This is a genomic window from Akkermansia sp. N21169 (assembly GCF_029854675.1).
Classification (GTDB): Bacteria; Verrucomicrobiota; Verrucomicrobiia; order Verrucomicrobiales; family Akkermansiaceae; genus Akkermansia.
Map to the genome: position 1 here is coordinate 38,794 of NZ_JARWNC010000024.1, position 21,158 is coordinate 59,951.

Below are 21,158 nucleotides of genomic sequence, written 5' to 3' on the forward strand. Positions count from 1 at the left end.
TGCTCACTTGACATATGCTACTCAGTAATTTACGAGACATGCCCGGGGTCGTTTTGATCCAGTGCTTGATGAACTCTTTCTCGTCTGCTTGCATGCGGCATGTATTACCCTTCTAGGCCAAAAAATAGAATGTGAAACACAGATTATCCAAATAAAAAACTTGCGGGGATCACGAATTCGTGCATATTTGAGTCATTGCGAACGATATACAGAAATTCGCAAATACCTAAAAATCAGAATACATAATAAACTCCTAAAAAAGGCAAATAACAATTAAACAAGAATCATACCAAATAGTAGTATGAAATTGATAATAATGAACAAGAAAGAAAAAAGATAATGTCTATCCACATATTTGTAAACAACCGTATTATTACATTGATCGAGCATCCCGGGCTTTCCTATCCGAAGAGTATTCTTGATTCCCAGATCGGAGGTAAACCTTCTGTCGGCAAGTCGAACAAGAAAATCCAAGGCGGAGGAATTACGACGCACGATGCAGCCCTGCTGCTGCGCTGCAGCATGTCGGGAACTCGCCAACTCCTGCGCCGCAAAGGAATCCCGTTTGTCGTAATACCGTCCGAAAGGGGTACTTTAACCTGCTATTGGGACAAGCCGAGCTTCCTGAAGCTTTTTGAACGCCGGCCTCCGATTTGTAAAAAGATACCCGGCGGCTGGTTGACGACCAAGGAGGCTTCTCAGTATCTCGGGGTAACAAGGAGTGTCTTGTACCGATTGACCGTTCGCGGAGTTCTGGTTGAAAGGAAAGCCTTGGTCCGAACTTGCCGCGGGGTCAGAACCAAGAGTTTTTATTCTCTGGAATCCGTTGAAGATGCCATGAACGGACTTCGCAAAATGCGTCAAAAACAGAAGGCCTCCCGGACAGGCAAGAAGGATTGATGCCGGCGGGTTGGCTTATCGTTTCCCGCTAAGAAGAAGGCTGTTTCTCTGATGAAGAGGGATAGCCTTTTTCCCGGGAAGAACCTGGACAATGGGAATGGTGATGAAAGGCGTCCGAGACAAAAAAAGAGCGGGGTTAATCGGGCCAGACATTGCCCGGAGTACTGCCCTTGGTGATGATGGCTTTCTGACCAACCCTGAATTGAAGTCCCGGCCGTGCTTTCTGGATGATTTCCACCAGTTCGTTGGTGTTGTCCATGAGGATGCGGACTTTGACGTAACGCTCAACTTCGACATTACTATCCATCAGGGAACCTGTGGCCGATGCTATTTTCGTAGTACCCTGGGCGAGAAAGCCGGGGGAGATTGCTTCAGCCGTGCTGGCTGCCATACCGGCAAAAGCGCCGGTACCTTCGTTTTCCACATCCAGCATGATTTCCTTGACCTTGACAACCGTACCTTCCTGAATGGTCATGATTTTGCCAACGGGGATTTCGCCTGTATGGCTTTGAGTACATGAAAAAAGGACGGTGGATAACAGGCAGAGGGAGAACAAACGTAGCATGGACAAAAATGATTGGAATACACCAAGGATACGCCGTCGAAGAGCGCATTCTTTCAGAGATTCCGTAAAAAACCGGTTTTGTGGGGAGAGGGAGATTCTCCGGATCGGCTTGCTTCCTTTGTCGTCAGCTTAGCGTATAAGTCAGGAGGTAGACGATAAGGTGCGCCGAGGATAGGGCAAGAACTTTGTTGAGCTTGGCATTCTCCGGTGTTCTTCTTATTTTCAGAATTAATAAACCGGCCAGGAGAAAGGCGGGAATCCACTTCCACCAAAGGTCGCCGATGGAAAGTCCCAAGGCACGGAATGAAGTCGGCAGTGTGATGTAGGCGGCAACGATGAAGGAAATCGTCATTCCGCGGGCTCTGGCGGAACCGAGACGTACTGCCAGCGTCTTCTTGCCAGTGGTTGCGTCTTCCTTGCGGTCACGCAGATTGTTGATGGAAATCATGACGGCAGCCAGGAGTCCGCACTGGATGCCGATTACAAAACCGGCGTGATACACCTTGAGTGTCAGTAGTTCCGTCGTTCCTGGCACCATGAGTCCGGTGCCGATCTGGACGAGGATGGTTCCCATGACGGCCACGAAACCGAAAAAGAGAATGACGAAGATCTCCCCCAGTCCGTTGTAGGCCAGAGGATAGGGACCTCCCGTGTATCCGTAGGTGAAGAAGAGAGAAGGAATGCCGATAGCGAGGATGGGCCACCCGCGCAAGTCAATGAGAGGGAAGGCAAACAGACAGGCCATGAGAAGGAATGCGATGGCTCCGCCAAGAACCTGGTTCCGAGTCAGGCTGCCGGAAGCCGTCATGCGCTTTGGTCCCGTCCGGCGGGAGGTATCGGCCTGTTTGTCGTGATCAATGGCATCATTGAACAGGTTGCAGGCAATCTGGAGGCAGAGCGTACTGAGCACCGTGAAGAGAGCCAGCCGGACATTCCAGCTTCCAGTCATGCGCCAGACGACCATGCAGCCGGCCCAGACGGGGATGACGGCTGCCGTGAGCGTTTTGGGTCGGGTGGCGAGAAAATAGGAGGCTAGTTTACTCATGGGGTGGCGGATTGTAGCCTGGAGCCAGCCATCCGTCAAGAAACCCGGTGCCAGGCCGGTATGTATCAGGATACCTGGCGTTCCACAGATGCATGCCGGCTGTCCGAACCGTTCGGGCGGTAAAAAAGAGCGGAAGCCGTCTTCCTTGTGATAGGAAAACGGCTTCCGGAGGGACGGCTTTTACCGTACGGAATTAGTCCTTGAAGCTGGCGTTGCGCATGTCACCTGTTTCGAGGAACTTGCTGTGCATTTCCAGAGCCTTGGCAACGTTACAGGGAGTGTGGAACCCGGGCGTGAGGGCGATGTAATCGCGCAGGAGTTGCTTGTAATCCGGATGGACGCATTTTTCGATGATTTCTTCCGCACGTTCGCGAGGGCATTTGCCACGGAGGTCGGCTACGCCGAGTTCCGTCACGATGATGTCGACATCATGTTCGGTATGGTCGTGGTGGGAGACCATCGGGACAATGGAGGAGATGGCTCCCCCTTTGGCGACGGACGGGCAGGTGAAGATTGTCAGGAATCCGTTGCGGGCGAAATCTCCGGATCCTCCGATGCCATTCATCATCTGGCGACCGTAGAAGTGGGTGGAATTGACGTTGCCGAAAATGTCGACTTCGATGGCGGTATTGATGCAGATCAGGCCGAGACGGCGGACAATTTCGGGATTGTTGGAGATTTCCTGCGGGCGAAGGATGACGTGCTGCTTATAGAAGTCGAGGTTCTTGAGCATGTGGTCAAGCTGGTCGTCGGAGACCGTCAGGGAACAACCGGCTGCCAGAGAACAGCGGCCTTCGTCCATGAGCTTGATGACGGAGTCCTGAATGACTTCCGTATACATCTGGAAAGGAGGGATGCTTTCATCGCGTCCCAGTGCGCCGAGGACGGCATTGGCGATGTTGCCGACGCCGGACTGAATGGGCAGGAAACCGGAGGGAATGCGGCCAGCCTTGAATTCGGCGGAAAGGAATTCGGCAACATTTTCTCCGATTTTATCGGTGATGGGATCGCCGGGTTTGAAGGGGGCGATACCGTTGGGTTCATTCGTTTCTACGATACCGACGACTTTGGCCGGATCAATCTTGAGAGTGGTTGTACCGATGCGATGGGAAGGACTGGTGAGGGGGATGGGTTTGCGGTTGGGCAGCTCTTCGGGCATGTAGATGTCGTGCATGCCGATCATTTCCTTGGGCATGTAGGCGTTGCGTTCCACAATGATGCGCTCGGCCAGGAGGCAGTAGGTTGGCGTGTTGCCGACTCCGGTGGTCAGGGTGACTTCACCGTCTTCCGTGATGTCTGCAACTTCGATGATCGCGGTTTTGACGGCGGGGATGTGTCCGTAACGCATGTACATGGCGGTGTGGGAGAGATGCATGTCGTTGTACTGCACGTCTTCCGAGTTGATGCGCTTGCGGAGATCGGGGCTGGACTGGTAGGGTGTTCTATGTCCGATTGCATTGGCTCGGGCCAGGGCTCCGTCGGTGGAACCGCTGGTGGAAGCTCCGGAAAAGATGTTTACTTTGAACGGTTTCCCTTCGGCATGAAGAGCTTCTGCCTTGGCGGCGATGGCGCGTGTAGTGGCCTTGGGAACGCCGGCTGCGGTAAATCCGCTCAAACCGATGTTTTCGTCGTGTTCAATGAGTGCAGCAGCTTCTTCAGGAGTTAATTTTTTGTAGGTCATGATGTTGGTGTGTGAAAATGGTTGTAGTATAAAAGACGTGGGGTTCCAGCGAAAAAAAAAGAAAAACGATTTTAGCGTCTTTCAGACTTCGGTCAGGCGTGTAATGGAAATGGCCGGAATTGTTTTTCGGGAACCGTCGGAAAGAAATAGAACGGGGGATCCGTCATCGGTGATACCTTCAAAAATACCCTCGATCGTGGCGTCGTCCGTCAGGACGGATACGGCTGTCCGGCCTCCCCATGCCTTATTGAGGCGGGGCAGCAGGCCTGATAGTCCGGTGGTGGAAAAAACGTTCCATTCGTCCTTGAGAGCATGGGCAAGGCGCTCCATGATGTCGTCGATGCCGGGGCAGGGGACCAGGAGGTCGGCAAGGCGTGCGGGAGGATCCTGAACTTTGCCCTTAAGCACGGCGATATCATTGAATATGTTGATGCCGATACCGACGACAGCCATGTCGGAAGCCGGCCTCTCGACGAGGATACCCGCTAATTTGGATTTACCGACCAGGAGGTCGTTGGGCCAGCGCAATCGTGCTCCGTGAATGGAGTATCCGGCTAAAATATCCAAGAGGGCGAGTCCGGCGACAAGAGGAAGATGCCCCCATTGGACAGGGATACTGCCTTGGGGCTCCAAAGGAAGATTGAATGAGGCCCACAGGCCGCCGGGAGACCCGAACCAAGTCCGGTTGAAACGTCCTCGTCCGTTACGCTGGAACTCGCAGCGGGCGATATGCCACGGTGGAAGGTGGCGAGCCAAATCGTTGGTAGAAGAAGCCTCGGCCCAGTCATGCACTGTCCAGATTCCGAAACGGCGCGTTGAACGGGCTGGTTCGGTTCGGTTGGACGGGTTGGTCATGGCAGGGCCGAGGCTGAGAAAGCACCGATACCTGGAAGGTTAACGGGTGAGAGTAGAGATGTAGTAACCGGCGATGACGGCGGTTCCGATTACGCCTGCGACATTGGGGCCCATGGCGTGCATCAGCAGGTAATTGGAGGGATCCGCCTGCTGGCCGACGTTATGGGAGACACGGGCAGCCATCGGCACGGCGGAAACGCCGGCGGAGCCGATGAGAGGGTTGACCGGATTCTTGCGCCAGATCAGGTTCATGATGTGGGCGGCGATTACGCCACCGGCCGTAGCAACCACGAAGGCGACGATGCCGAGGCAGATGATGAGCATGGTTTCCGTCTGCAGGAACCGTTCTCCTTGCATGGTCAGACCGACAGAGGTGCCCAGGAAGATCGTCATGATGTTGATGATTTCATTCTGGGATGCCTTGACCAGGCGTTCCGTCACTCCGCATTCACGCATAAAGTTGCCGAGCATGAGCATGCCGATCAGCGGGGATGCGTCCGGAATCAGCAGGATCGTGACAATGGTTACCATGACGGCGAAGAAGAGCTTCTCCGACTTGCTGACGTCTCGAAGCTTTTTCATGCGAATCTTGCGCTGGGCCTTTGTAGTGAGCGCCTTCATGACCGGTGGCTGGATCAGCGGCACCAGGGACATGTATGTATAGGCGGCCACGGCCACGGCACCGAGGATGTGCGGAGCAAGCTTCATGGTCAGGAAGATGGACGTCGGACCGTCGGCTCCTCCGATGATGCCGATAGATGCCGCTTCCTGCTTGGAAAAGCCCATGAACAAGGCCATAAAGAAGGTGGCTGCCACGCCTACCTGGGCAGCGGCGCCGAGCAAGAGTGTTCTTGGCGCTGCCAGCAGGGGACCGAAGTCAGTCAATGCTCCGACGCCCAGGAAGATGATGGGCGGGAAGATTTCCGCTTTGACCCCCAAGCCGAGCCAGTCATACAATCCGCCGCTGATGGAAGCAACGAGGTAGTTCTGACCTTTTTGACCGGTCAGGGTGTATTGACCGGGAACTTCCCGTCCGTCCTTGACTACGGGTGCGGCGACCATGGGAGTGGTCATAGCTTCTTTGTACTTGGCTGCCTCTTCCTGAGAGCTGATTTGTTTGTTTTCGGAAACAGGCTGATCCAACGGAGCCAGATTAAGCCTGAGGAAGCCTACATCGGTGTAGGTTGTCTGGGTCATCTTGCCGTCTTCGACGGACACGATTTCCTTGTTAACCTTGGTGATGAGCATCCCGTTGTCGGGAATGTTGGCGATCAGCGCGCCGAAAGCGATTGGAACCATCAATAACGGTTCGTACTGCTTTGCGACCCCCAAATAGAGGAGGATTACCGCGATGACCCACATGCCCACCATCTGGAGGGTCAGGGAGAAAATCCCCATCCCCTCGAGGAAAGTGTTGATTGATTCTATCATGACAGGTGAAGTCGAATAACTTGATGAACTGGCCCCCGGTTTTCCGGGCGTTTTTTACGCGTGCCAGTTGTTACAACAGTTGTCCTTAGCCGATGATAGCAAGGGCCTGGCCTTCCTGAACAGTGTCTCCGGCGCTGACTTGGAACGAAGTCAGTGTTCCGGAGCAGGGGGCGTAGATGTTGGTGTTCATCTTCATAGCTTCCAGCGTCAGGATCTGATCACCTTCCTTGACGGCTGTTCCAACGGCAACGTCGAGGGAGACGACACGTCCGGCCAGAGGACTCGGGATGGTACCGGCTCCTGCGGCGGGAGCAGCTGCAGGGGCGGGAGTAGGTGCCGGAGCGGCAACGGGGGCCGAAACAGGAGCGGCAACCTTGGCAGGAGCGGCAGAGGAGAGGGCGGAGACAGGAGCGGTGCAGCAGGAGGAGCCGTCAAGAATTTCAACGCTGACGTCAAATGCTTTACCATCTACGGTAATACGGAGTTTTTTCATTGTGTTGGAGTGAGGTTGATGTTGATGCGGCACGTATAATTGTTGGTGAGGTTGGATTTGCGCCGCGGCAATGGTTGGTAATTAAAATTAGAGTATTTTCCCCGTCCGGTTGGCGGGATGCCTTTCCGGACGGGAAGAAACGGTTGGTTTATCGGGTGGGGCGAATGCGGTGTGAAGCAAAGATTTCGTTACGTCCCGTATGGGAATAAGTATTGGAAGTTTGCTTGATATCTACGATACGGTGGCTCATGCCTTGAAGGGCAGTTGCAACCGCAGCGGAAATAACCGCTACCATTTCCGGCGTCAGACTGTCTCCGGCAGGTGCCGCAGGCTGAACCGCAACGGGGGCGGTTTTGGCGCTTGCGGCCGGTGCCGGTTGTTCCTGGGGCTTTTGACTGGAGTTCACTTTGGAGACAATAGCCAAAACGAGAGCCAGGAAGCCCAGGCAGGACATGACGACGATAATGCCCACTATCTGATATTCCAGCTCTGCCAGAGCCATTTGAAGGCGCTGGACCAAGGCAAGAAAGATATTGGCGTTTAACATGACAGCGAATTAGAGGGGGATGTTGCCGTGTTTCTTGGCCGGGCGCACTTCTTTCTTGTTGAGAAGTGTGCGCAGGGCAAAGGCGATTTTGGCACGGGTCTCTTCCGGATTGATGACTTCCGTGATTTGATCCAAGGCGGCAGCGGCATAGGGATTGTAGAATGCTTCGCGGTATTCGTTGAGCAATTCTCCTTGACGCTTGGCCTTTTCAGCAGGGTCTTCAATGCCTTTGAGCTCGCGCCCGTACAGGACGGGAACGGCGCCTTCGGCTCCCATGACAGCAATTTCAGCGGACGGCCAGGCGAAGACGACGTCAGCGCCGAGGTCCTTGCAGCACATGGCGATATAAGCGCCGCCGTATGCCTTGCGCATGATGAGGGTCACCTTCGGCACAGTGGACTGCGAGTAGGCGAAGATCATTTTGGCTCCGTGGCGGATGATGCCGCCGCGTTCCTGATTCTTGCCGGGCAGGAAGCCGGGGACGTCCACCAGGTTGACCAGCGGCGTATTGAAAGCATTGCAGAAGCGGATGAAACGGGCGGCCTTGTCGGACGAATCGATGTCCAGGCATCCGGCTTTCACGTTGGGCTGGTTGGCAATGATGCCGACCACGACGCCACAGATGCGACCGAATCCCACGACGACGTTTTTGGCGAAATCCTTGTGAACTTCAAGGAAATCTCCGTCGTCAACGAGACGGGAAATGATAGGCAGCACATCCAGTGGAATCTTGTTGTCCTCGGGGATCAGTTCGTTCATGCCGGGATCAGCCGCCATGTTGAGCGGTGTGTCCAGCTTGTGCGGCGGTTCTTCCGTATTGTTGGAGGGCAGGTAGGAGAGCAGTCTCTTCAGGATGTCGATGGCATGGGCATCGCTGTCCGCGACAAAGTGGGCATTGCCGGAGACGGAGGCGTGGATGGCTGCGGAGCCGATATCGTCCATCGTGCATTTTTCATACGTGACCTGTTCAATGACCTTGGGGCCGGTGATGTACATACCGGCATTTCCGGAATTGCGCATGATGACGAAGTCCGTCAGAGCAGGGGAATAAGCCGCACCGCCGGCGCATGGTCCGAGGATCAGAGAAACCTGGGGAACGACGCCGGAAGCAAGAACGTTGTTGTAGAAAACGTTGGCATACCCGGAAAGGGCTGCAACTCCTTCCTGAAGACGGGCGCCTCCGGAGTCATTGACCGTCACCATCGGGATGCCGGCTTTGAGGGCATACTTTTGCGCGTCCACAATCTTCATCGCGTGCATGTACCCGAGGGAACCGCCCTGAGCCAGGAAGTCGGAGGCGGAGCAGGCCACCGGACGGCCGTTGACGAGGCCGAAACCGGAAACAACGCCGTCACCGGGGATTTCCTTTTTGCCCATGCCGAAGTTGTGGCAGTTGTGGCGGGCATGCATGCCGATTTCCGTAAAGGTGCCTTCTTCAAAAAGGTAGCCCATGCGGTCGCGGGCCGTCATTTCGCCATTAGCATGTCTCTTGTCGATCTTGTCCTGGCCGCCGCTGAGAATGATTTTTTCGCGGCGGGCTTGCAGATCGGCAAGGAGTTTGGGATCAATAGCCATTGGTTGATTTTACTAGTTGGGGGTTGTGAGGCGGATTATTCTCCGCAGCAGCAGTTGCCGGGGTGCTGGCAGAGTTCGGTCAGCACGCTGAAGGTTGACTTGGGATGCAGGAAAGCCACCTGCGTATTATGCGCGCCGGGAACGGGGGTTGCATTGATGAGTTGGATACCGGCATCAGCCGCCTTTTGCAGGTCGGTGGTGACGTCGTTTGTCTTGAATGCAATGTGATGGAGACCTTCACCCTTCTTTTCAATGGCCTTGGCGATAGCGCTTTCGGGGGAGGTGGGTTCCAGCAGTTCGATGTGAACGCCCGCTACGTCAAACATGGCAACGCGGACTTTCTGGGTTGTGACTTCTTCAATGTGGGGTTCTCCCAGGCCGAGGGCATCACGATAGTACGGAATGGTGGCATCAAGGCTCTTAACTGCGATGCCGATGTGGTCGATTTGCTGAATCATATCGGTGAATATTTGGTTATAAGGCTCCAGCCCAGCGGGCATGCGCCTCTGGTACGAAGCAAGTAAATACGTTTTTTCACTAAAAGGGAAGCAGGAAAGAAAAAAATTGTGTACGAGCTTTCGCTCAAGAGCGAATAGGCATTCGGTATTTTCCTGTAAATCTGGCGAATGTTTCCGGTAAATCGGTTATTATGTGGTACTTGGAACCTTGATGACGAAAAAAATGATCTGCTCGCCGAATTTGGGTTGCAATTCCGGAATGGTTGATGCATATTCTGCGTCCCGACAGATTTCCTATTGGATCAACTCAAACTTTGGAGAACGCAAGATGAACATTATCAACAAGATCGAACAAGAGCAAATCAAGTCCGACGTGGCACAGTTTAACGTGGGCGACACCGTTAAGGTTCACACTCGCGTGATCGAAGGCGGCAAGGAACGTATCCAGATTTTCCAGGGTATCGTGATTTCCCGGCACGGAGCCGGTATCAACGCTGCCTATACCGTTCGCAAGATTTCCTACGGAGAAGGTGTGGAACGCGTGTTCCCTCTTCATACCCCCAAGGTCGCCAAGATCGAAGTCGTCAACCGTGGCAAGGTACGCCGTGCCAAGTTGAACTATCTTCGCAGCCGCATCGGTAAGGACGCCGTTCAGGTTAAGTCCGCCAACTGATGGGGTCTGTCGGGGTTTCCCGATTACTCGGTTTATCGGAGCCGTTTCGCAAATTGCGCGAAACGGCTTTTTCTATTTCCCCGCAATCATAAAAAGAGTATGTGTAAGGAAATGCTTGGAAATTCTTCCCATCCTGAACGATCTCCAGGCAGCACTGTCTTTACCTATAGCCTTTTTTGATTGAAATATGTTAAAAAAACTGATTGTTGCCTTGTTCCTGCTTATCGTGCTTGTCGCAGGCGGGTATGTTTTTTGGAAAGATCGCAGGGAGCCTCCTTCACAAGATGTTACTTTGTACGGCAATGTAGATTTGAGGCAGGTGGCTTCCGCATTCCTGGTTTCGGAACGCTTGGCGGCTGTTTATGTCGATGAGGGGCAAATTGTGGAAAAAGGCCGGAAATTGGCGGAGTTGGAAACGGTCCGTCTCAAGCAGGATCTGGATGTTGCTCGCCTTGCTGCCGCTGCTGCCTGGCAAAATTACCAAAAGGTGAAAAACGGCCCCCGCAAGGAGGACGTCGCCCGTGCTCGTGCTGCCGTGGAGGCTGCCAAAGCTGCCTGGGAGAATGCCCGAATCCGTCGTGACCGCATGATCCCTTTGTCGAAGAAGCAATCGGTCTCTGTCCAGCAGGCTGACGATGCGATTGCCATGGAGTCTGTATCCGCTGCCTATGTAGACGTGAAGCAGAAGGAACTGGATCTTCTCCTGGCCGGCTCCCGCGAAGAAGACATCCTCCAGGCCGAAGCGGAATGGAAACGGGCAGATGCCGAATGCGCTATCCGACAGCAGCGGCTGGATGATGCCGTGTTGTACGCACCATGCGATGCCGTCGTACGGAACAGAATCCTGGAACCCGGTGATATGGTTTCTCCCCAGAAGCCTGTCTTTAATCTGTCCATTATGGATGTCAAATGGATCCGCGCTTACCTGACCGAAGAGCAACTCGGTCAAGTCCGCCCGGGAATGAATGCCGTGGTGACGAATGATAGTTTCCCCGGACGCGAATTCAAAGGGACGATCGGTTTTATTTCTTCCGTAGCCGAGTTTACCCCGAAAAATGTGGAAACTCCGGAATTGAGGACGGCTTTGGTGTACGAAGTACGTATTATCGTACAAGATCCGGATAATTGCTTCCGTCTGGGGGCTCCGGCTACGGTTGTCATCCGCGTGTCGTGATACGGACATGATAGGAGAATGGTGCATCGACTGTCGACAGGTCGGCAAAATCTTCAAGGATTCAGCCGGCAGGGAGTTCGATGCCCTTAAGGATGTTTCCTTTCGTGTTGGAAAGGGGGAGATCATTGGATTGCTTGGCCCCGACGGAGCCGGGAAGACGACGTTGATTCGTCTGGCGACAGGCTTGATGAAACCCTCTTCCGGGAGTATTTCCACCCTGGGGTTCGATACGGGGGCCCAGGCCTCCATGATCCAGAAACAGATAGGTTACATGCCTCAAAAATTCGGTCTCTATGAAGATTTGACGGTGATGGAGAATATGTTGCTCTATGCTCGCCTGCACGGAGTTCATTCCCGGAAACGGGAGGAAAAATTTTCGAGTCTTCTCCACATGTCTTCCCTGCAACGCTTTACAGGGAGGCTTGCCGGTAAATTGTCAGGAGGTATGAAGCAGAAACTGGGATTATGTTGCTGCCTGATATCGTCTCCGGAACTTTTGCTGCTGGATGAGCCTACCGTCGGTGTCGATCCTCTTTCCCGTCTGGAACTCTGGGGAATTCTGAAGCAGCTTGCTCGTGACGAGGGTCTTAGTGTGCTCGTCAGTACATCCTACATGGACGAGGCCTCCTACTGCAAGAGAAGTATGATTCTCTACGAGGGGCGGTTGCTTTGCGATTGTCCTCCATCCGAAGTGACGGCTTTGGCGGCTGGCAAAACATTCTCTATTTCCGTGCCCCAAGGAGAAAAAGTGCGCCGTATCCAGAGTGAGCTGGCCATGATTCCTACCGTTATCAACTCCACTCCTCTTGGTGATTGTGTCCGTGTGGTGATGGATCCTTCTTCCGAGGATTTTGCCCGCTTGGAGTCTTATGACCTTCGTCCGGCTTCCCCGGATTATTCCGACGGCTTCATGACGCTATTGTTCAGCCATCTGGCATCTGGGAAAAAAGGGTTGCACATGGACTGGGGAACCGGGGAAGAAGGATGGGTCGTTTCTGGTAATCCGGGAGATACGGTTATTTCCGTCAAAGATCTTGTCCGTCGGTTTGGCAGTTTCGTTGCTGTCGATCATGTGAATTTCAGCGTGGCGCAAGGAGAGATTTTCGGTTTGCTGGGGCCCAACGGGGCAGGGAAAAGTACGACGTTCCGCATGCTCTGCGGTTTGTTGCCGGCTAGCAGCGGTGTGTTGAATGTTGCCGGTGTCGATCTCAGGACGGCGGCTCCCGTTGCCCGTCGAAAAATCGGCTATGTTGCCCAGAAATTTTCCCAATACGGAAATCTTACTGTCCGGCAGAACCTGAACTTTTTCGCGGGTGCGTACGGCATGCGCGGTACTGAGAAAAAACGGGCCGTAAACGACATGATTGATGAATTCGGTCTTACCCGTTTTCTGGATACACCGTCTTCTTTGTTGCCAGGAGGATACAAGCAGCGTCTCAGCATGGCCTGTGCTTTGTTGCATAGACCGGAAATACTGTTTCTGGATGAAGCCACTTCGGGAGCTGATCCCGTAGCGCGCCGGGAATTTTGGTTGCGTATAAACTCTTTGGCAGACAAGGGTGTTACCGTGATCATTACGACCCACTTTTTGGGGGAGGCCGAATACTGTGACAAGATGGTGATCATGATGGACGGCATTTGCCTGGCTCAGGGCAGCCCGGAAGACATCCGTTCCCATGCTCCCGTGGCAGAGGACGGAGGCACTCCTTCTCTGGAAGATGCCTTCCTGGCCATCACGAGGGAGAGGGTTCGTGCAGTACCGGAAGGAGGTGAAGCATGATTGCATCCCTTCGCAGGATAGTGGCGCTCGTCGTCAAGGAACTCCATCAGATTGCACGTGACCCGGGTAATATTGCCATCGCTGTCGTCTTACCTGCCGTATTGTTGATTTTGTTCGGCTATGGATTGAGCATGGACGTCAACAATATCCGTGTAGCGTGGTATGCTCCCGTGAGTTCGGATTTATCCCGTACTTTGGAATCTCGCATGACCCTGTCTCCTTACTTCCATGTGACGAAGACTTTTTCGTCTCAGGAAGCCGAGGAAGCCCTCCGCCTTCACCGTGTGGATGCTATCGTGTCTATGCGCAGCGATACTCAGGCAGATCTGGTCAACAACCACACGGCCTCGGTGCAAATCATCGTTAATGGGTCCAATGCCAATCAGGCTAAGTTGATGAACAACTACCTGCGTTCCGTTGTTTCTTCCTGGGCTGTGTCCGAACTTGGCGTTGCTCCCGGAAGTATCGCAATTGAGCCACGCATGCGCTACAACGAGGCGGTGGACAGCCACTACTATCTCGTTCCCGGCGTTATTGTCATTATCATGACTATGATCGGTTCCCTGTTGACGGCTCTCGTTATGGCCCGCGAATATGAAAGGGGGACTCTGGAAGGGCTCTTTTCAACTCCTGTTCATAGCTGGGAAATTCTGATTGCCAAAGGATTGACGAATTTTCTGCTCGGTATGGTCAGCTTTGCCATTTCCATGTTGTTCGCCGCCTACGTGTTCCATATCCCGATCCGGGGTTCCCTTCCGGTATTAATTGGGGTGTCCGCCTTGTATCTGGTGGTAGCGTTGGGACTGGGGCTTGTCATTTCCACCACGACGAAGAACCAGTTCCTATCTTGCCAGTTGGCCATCTTGGGAACCTTCCTTCCAGCTTTGATGCTGAGCGGATTCGTGTACGACATCCTGAACATGCCTCTTGCTGTCCAGGCTATCACGTGGGTGATTCCGGCGAAATATTACATGACCATGATGGTTAGTTTGTTTCTGGCTGGCGATATTCCTATTCTGGTGTATCGCGGCTGCATTGCCTTGGTCGTATTTTCCCTTGTCCTCTGGTTGACGGCACGTCTGAAATCTCCAAAGTCTCTGGAATAATGATCGACTTCATCACTCGCCAGCTTGCCTTGATTGTCAAGGAACTGCTTGCCGTCCTCCGGGATGGGAAGAGTCGGGTGGCCGTCATTGTGCCTCCCGTGATCCAGATTTGTCTCTTCGGATATGCTGCGACGCTGGATGTTAATACCGTTCCTTATGCCTTGCAGGATCTTGACCACAGTCAATGGTCGCGCATGTATGCGGCCGATTTGGATGGATCGGGGATTTTCCACCGCGTCGCTACCGTTTCATCCAACAGGGAACTTGATGAACTGATGGCACGGAAGGAAATCGTGCTTGCCGTAACGATTCCCAGGAATTTTGCCCGTGAAGTAGAACAGGGTCGTACCGGAAGCATCCAGATGATAGCCGACGGCAGAAATTCCAATACGGCCGGCATTGCCTTGAGCTATGCCCGGGAAATCGCTTCCGCTTTCAATCATCGACATCTTCCGCAAACAGAGAATGCCGTTCCCAATGTACGGATTGAATCGCGTGCCTGGTTTAATCCCAACATGATTACTCGTGTCTTCATGATTCCTTGTCTTCTTGCCGTCCTGGCTCTGTTGGATACCGTTCTTTCTTCCTCGCTCTCCATTGCCCGGGAACGAGAAGAGGGAACCTTCGACCAGTTGCTTGTGGCTCCCTACCGTCCGTCTGAAATTATCCTAGGTAAAGGGTTGGCGACGATGGCGATCAGTTGCGTGCAGAGTACCTGCGTGCTGCTCATCATCCTGTATTGGTTCAAGATACCCTTTCAGGGATCCTACTGGCTTTTGGCTCTGGCCATGTTCCTTTTCATCATGACCTCAGCGGCTATAGGACTGTGCATTTCGTCCTATTCCAAATCGCTCCAGCAGGCGATAGTCGGCACATTCCTTTTGGTTGTTCCCATGGTGATGCTCTCCGGGTTTGCAACCCCCATTGAGAGTATGCCGGAATTCTTCCAGGATTTGACCCTCTTGAACCCAATGCGCTACGGGATGACGATTATGCAGCGTATCTTCCTAGAAGGGGCGGGGCTGGCCGAATTGTGGGATCAGTTCCTTGTCGTGTTCGGGATTGCTTTCATTTCCATTGCGGCAAGTCTGGTCGCTTTCCGCAAACAGGTCGGATAACGAAAGAGCCGGATGCCATCACGGCAGCCGGCTCCCGGGAAAATACTGAATTGGGATTAGGACAAGGCGGAAAGCATGCCTTTGAGCTGGTCGAGTTTGGTCGTCCAGTCGTTTAATCTCTGGCGTTCCTGTTCGACAACTTCGGCGGGAGCCCGGTCCACGAATCCGGTATTGCCAAGCTTGCCTTTGCTCTTGGCGATTTCCTTTTCAACCTTGTCGATTTCCTTGGTGAGGCGGTCGCGTTCTGCTTCGACATCGATCAGTCCTTCCAGCGGAAGGAACAACTCGCCTAGCGGGGTCAGGGAAACGGGCGTTCCCTTTGGTGCCTGGTAATTTTCCTGAGAGGAAACTCCCTTGCTGCCGGAAAGCAAAGCCAGGCGGTTCAAAAGGTCGGGACAGGAAAAGGCTTCCGCTGCCGGCTTCAGGATGAATTCGACATTTTTGTTGGTAGCCAGATTGTATTCCGCCTTCAGGTTGCGGGCGCGATTGGCTGATTCGTAAAGGGCTGTTGCCGTGGCACATGCCTTGGAACGCGCATCGTCGGAGAGTCCGGCAAGAAGCTTGGCGGCATCCGGCAGGGGCGTCTGCATCAGGGGCATGCCGTTGTGAACCTTGTCAAAACCGAGAGACTGCCAGAGTTCCTCCGTGATGTGCGGCATAACCGGATGCAGGAGGGCGAGGTAGTGCTTCAGCACGGTATCCATTGTCACCAGTGTGGCAGCCTTGAGGGCAGGATCGGCTCCGTCGCGGAGATCGAGTTTTACAGCTTCCAGGAACAGGGAACAGTATTCACTCCAGAAGAATTGGTAGAGAGACTGCGTCAGAGCGTTAAATTCGTAGTCAGCCAATGCCTTTTCTACATCGGCATGAAGCTGGCGGAGTTTACCGATGATATCAATGTGCACGGGGGTAAACTTGGGAGCGATGCTCGTGTCTGCATCGCCTTGCATGAGGCGGAAACGAACGGCGTTGTACAACTTGTTGGCAAAATTGCGGCCTTCTTCGATCTGAACTTCATCAAAGCGGACGTCGGTGCCGGTCGGAGCAATACGCATGAGTCCGAAGCGGAGACCGTCGGCTCCATATTTGGCCATGAGATCGAGTGGATCGGGCGAGTTGCCGAGGGATTTGCTCATTTTGCGACCGAGGGAATCGCGGATAATGGACGTAAAGAACACGTTGGAGAATGGCTTTTCGCCTTGAAAACGGAATCCGGCCATGATCATGCGGGCCACCCAGAAGAAAATAATGTCCGGCCCTGTTACCAAGTCGGTCGTCGGATAGAATTTTGTGCGGGTTTCATCATCCATGGTGGCAAACGGCCATAGCCAGGACGAGAACCACGTGTCCATGACATCGTCGTCCTGTACCCAGTTTTCAGGATCGGAGGGAGGTTCCGTACCCACGTAAATACTACCGTCTTCCAAGGATGAAACATCCAGTGCCGCTGCTTTGCGGAGGGCTTCCGCTTTGTCCTTGCGGTACCAGACTGGGATACGGTGTCCCCACCAGAGCTGGCGGGAAATACACCAGTCCTGAATGTTTTCCAGCCAGTGGGCGTAAGTTTTGGCCCAGCGGGCGGGACGGAACGTGATATCCCCGTTGGCGACGGCATCGGCAGATTCCTTCACGCAGGGATACTTGAGGAACCACTGCATCGACAGGCGCGGTTCGATTGGTACGTCGGCACGTTCCGAGAAACCTACTTTGTTCTGATAGGCTTCCTCTTTCACCATGAGGCCGGCTTCTTTCAAAAGCTCGGCTGCCTTGTCGCGGGCGGCAAAGCGTTCCATTCCGTGAAGTTCCGGGAATTCCGGACAGTTGATGAAGCCGTCGGGGGTGAGGATGTCGATGATTTCGAGATTGTTGCGCAGTCCGACTTCGAAGTCGGTCTTATCGTGGGCCGGAGTGATCTTGAGAGCACCGGTGCCGAAGTCGATTTCGACATGTTCGTCGGCAATGACCGGGATAGGGGCGGCATGGAGTGGTCGCATGACCTTTTTGCCGATCAGGTGGGCGAAACGCGGGTCCTTCGGATTGACGGCCACGGCGACGTCAGCCATGATAGTTTCCGGGCGGGTCGTTGCAACCTGGAGAGCTCCGGAACCGTCTTCGAGTTTGTAGGAAATAGTGTAGAGCTTGCTGTTCTGCTCCTTCATGATGACTTCTTCATCGGAAAGAGCCGTCAGGGACACAGGGCACCAGTTGACCATGCGGCGACCGCGATAGATGAGTCCTTCCTTGAAAAGATCGATGAATACCTTGCCGACGGCGCGGGTATAGTCTTCGTCCATCGTGAAGCGTTCGCGTTCCCAGTCGAGAGAGCATCCCAGCTTCTTGAGCTGGTTGATGATGATGCCTCCGTGCTTTTGTTTCCATTCCCAGACTTTATCCAGAAAGGCTTTGCGTCCGAGATCGTGGCGGGTTTTGCCCTCCGTCTTGCGGAGTTCCTTTTCCACTCTCACCTGGGTGGCGATACCGGCGTGGTCCGTACCGGGAAGCCAAAGGACTTCCTTGCCTTGCTGACGTGCGCGGCGGGCGAGAATATCCTGGATCGTGTTGTTCAGGACGTGGCCCAAGTGAAGAACTCCCGTGACGTTAGGGGGAGGGATAACGATGGAATAGGCTGGCTTGGCGGAGGAGGGGTCGGCATGGAAACAGTCTTCCGACACCCAACGGGATTGCCATTTTTCTTCAACGTTTTGCGGTTCGTACGCTTTCGGCAGATCGGACATGCGCGGGAGATTACATGGAAGCCCCATTTCTTGCAATACCCGATTCCTGGAGAATCCGGTTTTGCTCCTGAACTCTTCTTAAGAGAACTCCGGATTGAAGGAATTTGACTAAGGTAATTTTTGTGTTTTTTTATATAATATAGGGAAAAACATGAATGTCGAGAATATGATATGTATTTTACTAATCATCATCGCGTTGTTGGTTTTTGTCACAATTGTGAGGGGTGTATTTTTCTGCTTACCTATCTGGCTGCCAGGAAAGGGAGTCAAGTTGGATTCACTCTTTGTAACAATCGCATGACGGGGACAAGAAGAATTGAGGATTGTCTTCCTGAAAGAATCCTGATATCGAATCCGTACACATGGGTACTATGTTAGCATTACTGGGAGGATTAGGAACACCGGAACTGATTGCCATTCTCGTGATTGTGTTCCTGTTATTTGGAGCCAAGAAGCTTCCGGAACTGGCTCGCGGACTTGGCAAGAGTCTGGGTGAGTTCAAGAAAGCCAAGAGCGAATTTGAAGACGAGCTGTTCAATGCGGAACAGAGCGCCAAATCTGTCGAAGACAAAAAAACGGTTGTCCCTCCTGCCTCGGAACCCGCTTCGCCCCCTGTTCCCGAATCGTCCGAGCCTAAAAGAGAGGAACCCTACAAATCTCCTTATCTGAACGATCAGAAATAACTTCCGTTGTTCCATTGTCGTTTGTGGTCAATTTTGGCTCCGCCCTTGTCATAGTGGCGGAGTTTTTTTGTTGCACGACAGCTTCGATTGTTGTCTATCATGAAAAAAGTGCAGACATCCCTCGGATGGGATGTTAACATGTAATTTTCTAAATAAGCTAAAGAGGGTAACATTATGTCCAGTTGTGAAACTCCCATATTCAGAAGTGAGGAATTCCTTGTTTTCCCCAACAGGGTTGTTCAGAGGAATGGGCGGGAAGCCGTTGTTGCCGGCGATGGGACAGTATGGTCGTATGGCAACCGGGAAAGGCCTAGTTGGAAAATGTCCGGTGGTGTTAAGGAGTTGGCCTCCTACGAAGGACCTATTCCTGTACTGAATGCCGCATATGATTTGGCTGTCCGTGAGTTTTTGGAGAGCCGTGGTGATGAAGGTGTCTTGCTGACAGGGGCCTCCTGGGGGAAAAGTGTTTGGACTCGGGATGTTTCTTTTGCGACTACCTTGGGGTTGGGAATGGTGGATCCGGATATCTGCATGGCGTCTCTTAAAGTCCGAGTGAGTCACGGAGAAGTCATGCAGGATACGGGGACGGGCGGGTCGTGGCCGATCTCGACAGACCGTGTGGCATGGGGGATTGCCGCTTGGGATCTTTACTTGATTACTGGTGATCGCGAGTGGCTGGAATGGTCTGCGAAAGTACTGGACCGTACCTGCTTGCATGACATTTTGGTCGTGGATGAACTTTCCGGCCTCGTCAGGGGAGAGAGCTCCTTTCTGGATTGGAGATCCCAGAGTTACCCGGATTGGATGACTCCTGCCGACATTGGCGAATCATGCTCATTGTCCACGATGGCTCTCCATGCCAGGTGCCGTGCGATTCTGGGGGAAATGTACGCGGAACTTGGCGATCAATCCAAGGCCGGATACTGGAAAAAGGCAGCGGAACGCGTCCGGAAAGCGATTGAGACGATGTTCCGCATTCCGCACCGTCCGGCTTACGGACAGTTTCTGTACGGCAGGGGGTATCCCGTTTTATCCGAACGGATAGATACGCTGGGTTCGTTATTGTGCCTGTTGTTCGGGATTGTGGATGGTGAGGAGGCTGCCTCCTTCCTGTATGAATTGCCTCATTGTTTGATGGGCGTCCCCTGCTTCCATCCGCAGAAGACTATGACTGCCATGGATTACCATAACGGTACGATGTGGCCGTTTCTAGAAGGATTTTATGCCCAGACGGCAGCCAGTCTGGGAAACGAGGATGCCATGTCTGCTTCTCTGGCATGCCTCGTTCGTTCCTCCTTGATCAATGGGACGAACAAGGAAAACATCAGTCTTATTCACGGTACCGATGAAGGACTTGTTCAAAGTTCGGATCGTCAGTTGTGGAGCATAGCCGGCACCCTTGGCGTATTCCTGAAAGGTCTGTTCGGCATCTGGTGCGAGAACGATTCTCTCATGTTGTCCCCATGCGTGCCCAAGGAATGGGCCGGCAGGCATGTCCTCATGGGGGTGAAGTACCGGAAAGCTACGATCGACGTGATCCTCCTTGGGCATGGAAGCCAGGTTGGCAAATGCATGGTTAACGGTAAAACCGGAGTTCCCGTCATTGAAAAATCTGCGGAAGGACATTTTATCGTGGAAATTGAACTGTTGCCAGGAGATCCTTCGGTCAATGGCATCAATTGGTCTCCTGTTTCATACGATCTGCCGTCTCCTCAGTGGATTCACGAAGGCAATGAACTTCGCTGGGAACCCGTGCCGGATGCATGGTACTACCGCGTGTATAGGAACGGCATACCGATTGCCCAGACGGAGCAGACTGTTTTTGTTCCTCACCCGATGGCGGCTGTCAATCAGTACCAGGTGATGGCCGTGTCCAAGGATGATCGCGAATCTTTTCTCAATGAGCCCCGGGAATACATTCCCGGTAATGCCCGTGTGGAAACGCGCCCGTGCGGTTTGAGTGGAGACGATGTTTGGGTGTCGCGCATGGACGGTTCCCGGCATGCATACTTTTACGATGTCATTCTGGGGCAGTCCGGGGTTTACCGTGTGGATGCCTTTTTCTCCAATGGGTCGGGGGACTACAAGGATGGCAATACCTGTGCCCTCCGGAGCCTGGTCTTGAATGGCAAACGGGTCGGCTCCCTGGTATTTCCCCATATGAACACCCAGGGTGACTGGGGAAACTTCTTCTATACTCCGGGGCTGGATGTCCCCCTGGCCGCGGGTATCTATACTGTAGAACTCACTTACGGAGAGGAAGATGAAAATATTAATCACGATGTCAATGATTGTTTGATAAAACACATGCGTTTCACACGTATTAGTCCGTGAATCAA

The 21,158-nt window shown here is 53.4% G+C and carries 18 protein-coding genes; 8 read left to right on the top strand and 10 right to left on the bottom strand.

Features of this window, described 5'->3' with window-relative positions; genetic code table 11:
• The first annotated feature begins 339 nt into the window (after positions 1-339).
• A complete protein-coding gene (locus tag QET40_RS01105) occupies positions 340-900 on the top strand; it encodes a helix-turn-helix domain-containing protein (protein ID WP_280125323.1) in 561 nt (186 codons plus the stop codon).
• Positions 901-1,036: 136 nt separating this feature from the next.
• Here the strand turns inward: QET40_RS01105 and QET40_RS01110 are convergent, their stop codons facing one another.
• The 9 genes from QET40_RS01110 to mce all read right to left on the bottom strand — a co-directional run bounded on the left by QET40_RS01110 (position 1,037) and on the right by mce (position 9,550).
• Positions 1,037-1,375: a hypothetical protein gene (locus tag QET40_RS01110; RefSeq protein ID WP_280125324.1), complete on the bottom strand. Its 339-nt coding sequence runs from the start codon at positions 1,373-1,375 to the stop codon at positions 1,037-1,039.
• 214 nt (positions 1,376-1,589) lie between these two features.
• Positions 1,590-2,510 carry a 1,4-dihydroxy-2-naphthoate octaprenyltransferase gene (gene menA / locus QET40_RS01115; protein ID WP_280125325.1) on the bottom strand — a complete coding sequence of 307 codons (921 nt, stop codon included), beginning with the start codon at positions 2,508-2,510 and terminating at the stop codon, positions 1,590-1,592.
• A 193-nt stretch (positions 2,511-2,703) separates the two neighbouring features.
• Positions 2,704-4,191 carry a succinate CoA transferase gene (locus QET40_RS01120; protein WP_280125326.1) on the bottom strand — a complete coding sequence of 496 codons (1,488 nt, stop codon included), beginning with the start codon at positions 4,189-4,191 and terminating at the stop codon, positions 2,704-2,706.
• An 81-nt stretch (positions 4,192-4,272) separates the two neighbouring features.
• Positions 4,273-5,046, bottom strand: a complete 774-nt coding sequence (locus QET40_RS01125) for a biotin--[acetyl-CoA-carboxylase] ligase (protein ID WP_280125327.1) — start codon at positions 5,044-5,046, stop codon at positions 4,273-4,275.
• 39 nt (positions 5,047-5,085) lie between these two features.
• Positions 5,086-6,474, bottom strand: coding sequence for a sodium ion-translocating decarboxylase subunit beta (locus QET40_RS01130; RefSeq protein ID WP_345783037.1), 1,389 nt, complete (start codon positions 6,472-6,474; stop codon positions 5,086-5,088).
• A gap of 88 nt (positions 6,475-6,562) precedes the next feature.
• Complete coding sequence (locus QET40_RS01135; protein ID WP_280125329.1) at positions 6,563-6,970, bottom strand: acetyl-CoA carboxylase biotin carboxyl carrier protein subunit; 408 nt, start codon at positions 6,968-6,970, stop codon at positions 6,563-6,565.
• 148 nt (positions 6,971-7,118) lie between these two features.
• On the bottom strand, positions 7,119-7,517 hold the full coding sequence (locus tag QET40_RS01140) for an OadG family protein (RefSeq protein ID WP_280125330.1): 399 nt from the start codon (positions 7,515-7,517) through the stop codon (positions 7,119-7,121).
• A 9-nt stretch (positions 7,518-7,526) separates the two neighbouring features.
• Positions 7,527-9,092, bottom strand: coding sequence for an acyl-CoA carboxylase subunit beta (locus tag QET40_RS01145; protein WP_280125331.1), 1,566 nt, complete (start codon positions 9,090-9,092; stop codon positions 7,527-7,529).
• A gap of 35 nt (positions 9,093-9,127) precedes the next feature.
• Positions 9,128-9,550 carry a methylmalonyl-CoA epimerase gene (mce, locus tag QET40_RS01150; protein WP_280125332.1) on the bottom strand — a complete coding sequence of 141 codons (423 nt, stop codon included), beginning with the start codon at positions 9,548-9,550 and terminating at the stop codon, positions 9,128-9,130.
• Between the two features lie 328 nt (positions 9,551-9,878).
• On the opposite strand from mce, the gene rplS reads away from it, so the two are divergent.
• The 5 genes from rplS to QET40_RS01175 all read left to right on the top strand — a co-directional run bounded on the left by rplS (position 9,879) and on the right by QET40_RS01175 (position 15,401).
• Complete coding sequence (gene rplS, locus QET40_RS01155; protein ID WP_280125333.1) at positions 9,879-10,223, top strand: 50S ribosomal protein L19; 345 nt, start codon at positions 9,879-9,881, stop codon at positions 10,221-10,223.
• Positions 10,224-10,410: 187 nt separating this feature from the next.
• Positions 10,411-11,397, top strand: a complete 987-nt coding sequence (locus QET40_RS01160; protein WP_280125334.1) for an HlyD family efflux transporter periplasmic adaptor subunit — start codon at positions 10,411-10,413, stop codon at positions 11,395-11,397.
• Between the two features lie 7 nt (positions 11,398-11,404).
• Positions 11,405-13,177 (top strand): ATP-binding cassette domain-containing protein, encoded by a 1,773-nt coding sequence (locus QET40_RS01165; RefSeq protein ID WP_280125335.1) that lies wholly within the window; start codon positions 11,405-11,407, stop codon positions 13,175-13,177.
• Entirely contained in the window at positions 13,174-14,283 is a 1,110-nt protein-coding gene (locus QET40_RS01170) for an ABC transporter permease (RefSeq protein WP_280125336.1), read from the top strand. Before QET40_RS01165 ends, QET40_RS01170 begins: the two co-directional genes overlap by 4 nt.
• On the top strand, positions 14,283-15,401 hold the full coding sequence (locus QET40_RS01175) for an ABC transporter permease (RefSeq protein WP_280125337.1): 1,119 nt from the start codon (positions 14,283-14,285) through the stop codon (positions 15,399-15,401). Before QET40_RS01170 ends, QET40_RS01175 begins: the two co-directional genes overlap by 1 nt.
• 56 nt (positions 15,402-15,457) lie before the next feature.
• Here QET40_RS01175 and QET40_RS01180 read toward each other — a convergent pair whose 3' ends face one another.
• Positions 15,458-18,136 carry a valine--tRNA ligase gene (locus QET40_RS01180; protein WP_280125338.1) on the bottom strand — a complete coding sequence of 893 codons (2,679 nt, stop codon included), beginning with the start codon at positions 18,134-18,136 and terminating at the stop codon, positions 15,458-15,460.
• Positions 18,137-18,507: 371 nt separating this feature from the next.
• On the opposite strand from QET40_RS01180, the gene QET40_RS01185 reads away from it, so the two are divergent.
• Both QET40_RS01185 and QET40_RS01190 read left to right on the top strand, forming a co-directional pair.
• A complete protein-coding gene (locus QET40_RS01185) occupies positions 18,508-18,819 on the top strand; it encodes a twin-arginine translocase TatA/TatE family subunit (RefSeq protein WP_280125339.1) in 312 nt (103 codons plus the stop codon).
• Positions 18,820-18,993: 174 nt separating this feature from the next.
• Positions 18,994-21,153 carry an amylo-alpha-1,6-glucosidase gene (locus QET40_RS01190; protein WP_280125340.1) on the top strand — a complete coding sequence of 720 codons (2,160 nt, stop codon included), beginning with the start codon at positions 18,994-18,996 and terminating at the stop codon, positions 21,151-21,153.
• Positions 21,154-21,158: the final 5 nt, after the last annotated feature.

Coding starts and splice junctions, on each gene's coding strand:
- QET40_RS01105 (WP_280125323.1), top strand. CDS start 340: ATGTCTATCCACATATTTGTAAACAACCGTATTATTACATTGATCGAG.
- QET40_RS01110 (WP_280125324.1), bottom strand. CDS start 1,375: ATGACCATTCAGGAAGGTACGGTTGTCAAGGTCAAGGAAATCATGCTG.
- menA (WP_280125325.1), bottom strand. CDS start 2,510: ATGAGTAAACTAGCCTCCTATTTTCTCGCCACCCGACCCAAAACGCTC.
- QET40_RS01120 (WP_280125326.1), bottom strand. CDS start 4,191: ATGACCTACAAAAAATTAACTCCTGAAGAAGCTGCTGCACTCATTGAA.
- QET40_RS01125 (WP_280125327.1), bottom strand. CDS start 5,046: ATGACCAACCCGTCCAACCGAACCGAACCAGCCCGTTCAACGCGCCGT.
- QET40_RS01135 (WP_280125329.1), bottom strand. CDS start 6,970: ATGAAAAAACTCCGTATTACCGTAGATGGTAAAGCATTTGACGTCAGC.
- QET40_RS01140 (WP_280125330.1), bottom strand. CDS start 7,517: ATGTTAAACGCCAATATCTTTCTTGCCTTGGTCCAGCGCCTTCAAATG.
- QET40_RS01145 (WP_280125331.1), bottom strand. CDS start 9,092: ATGGCTATTGATCCCAAACTCCTTGCCGATCTGCAAGCCCGCCGCGAA.
- mce (WP_280125332.1), bottom strand. CDS start 9,550: ATGATTCAGCAAATCGACCACATCGGCATCGCAGTTAAGAGCCTTGAT.
- rplS (WP_280125333.1), top strand. CDS start 9,879: ATGAACATTATCAACAAGATCGAACAAGAGCAAATCAAGTCCGACGTG.
- QET40_RS01160 (WP_280125334.1), top strand. CDS start 10,411: ATGTTAAAAAAACTGATTGTTGCCTTGTTCCTGCTTATCGTGCTTGTC.
- QET40_RS01165 (WP_280125335.1), top strand. CDS start 11,405: ATGATAGGAGAATGGTGCATCGACTGTCGACAGGTCGGCAAAATCTTC.
- QET40_RS01170 (WP_280125336.1), top strand. CDS start 13,174: ATGATTGCATCCCTTCGCAGGATAGTGGCGCTCGTCGTCAAGGAACTC.
- QET40_RS01175 (WP_280125337.1), top strand. CDS start 14,283: ATGATCGACTTCATCACTCGCCAGCTTGCCTTGATTGTCAAGGAACTG.
- QET40_RS01180 (WP_280125338.1), bottom strand. CDS start 18,136: ATGTCCGATCTGCCGAAAGCGTACGAACCGCAAAACGTTGAAGAAAAA.
- QET40_RS01185 (WP_280125339.1), top strand. CDS start 18,508: ATGTTAGCATTACTGGGAGGATTAGGAACACCGGAACTGATTGCCATT.
- QET40_RS01190 (WP_280125340.1), top strand. CDS start 18,994: ATGTCCAGTTGTGAAACTCCCATATTCAGAAGTGAGGAATTCCTTGTT.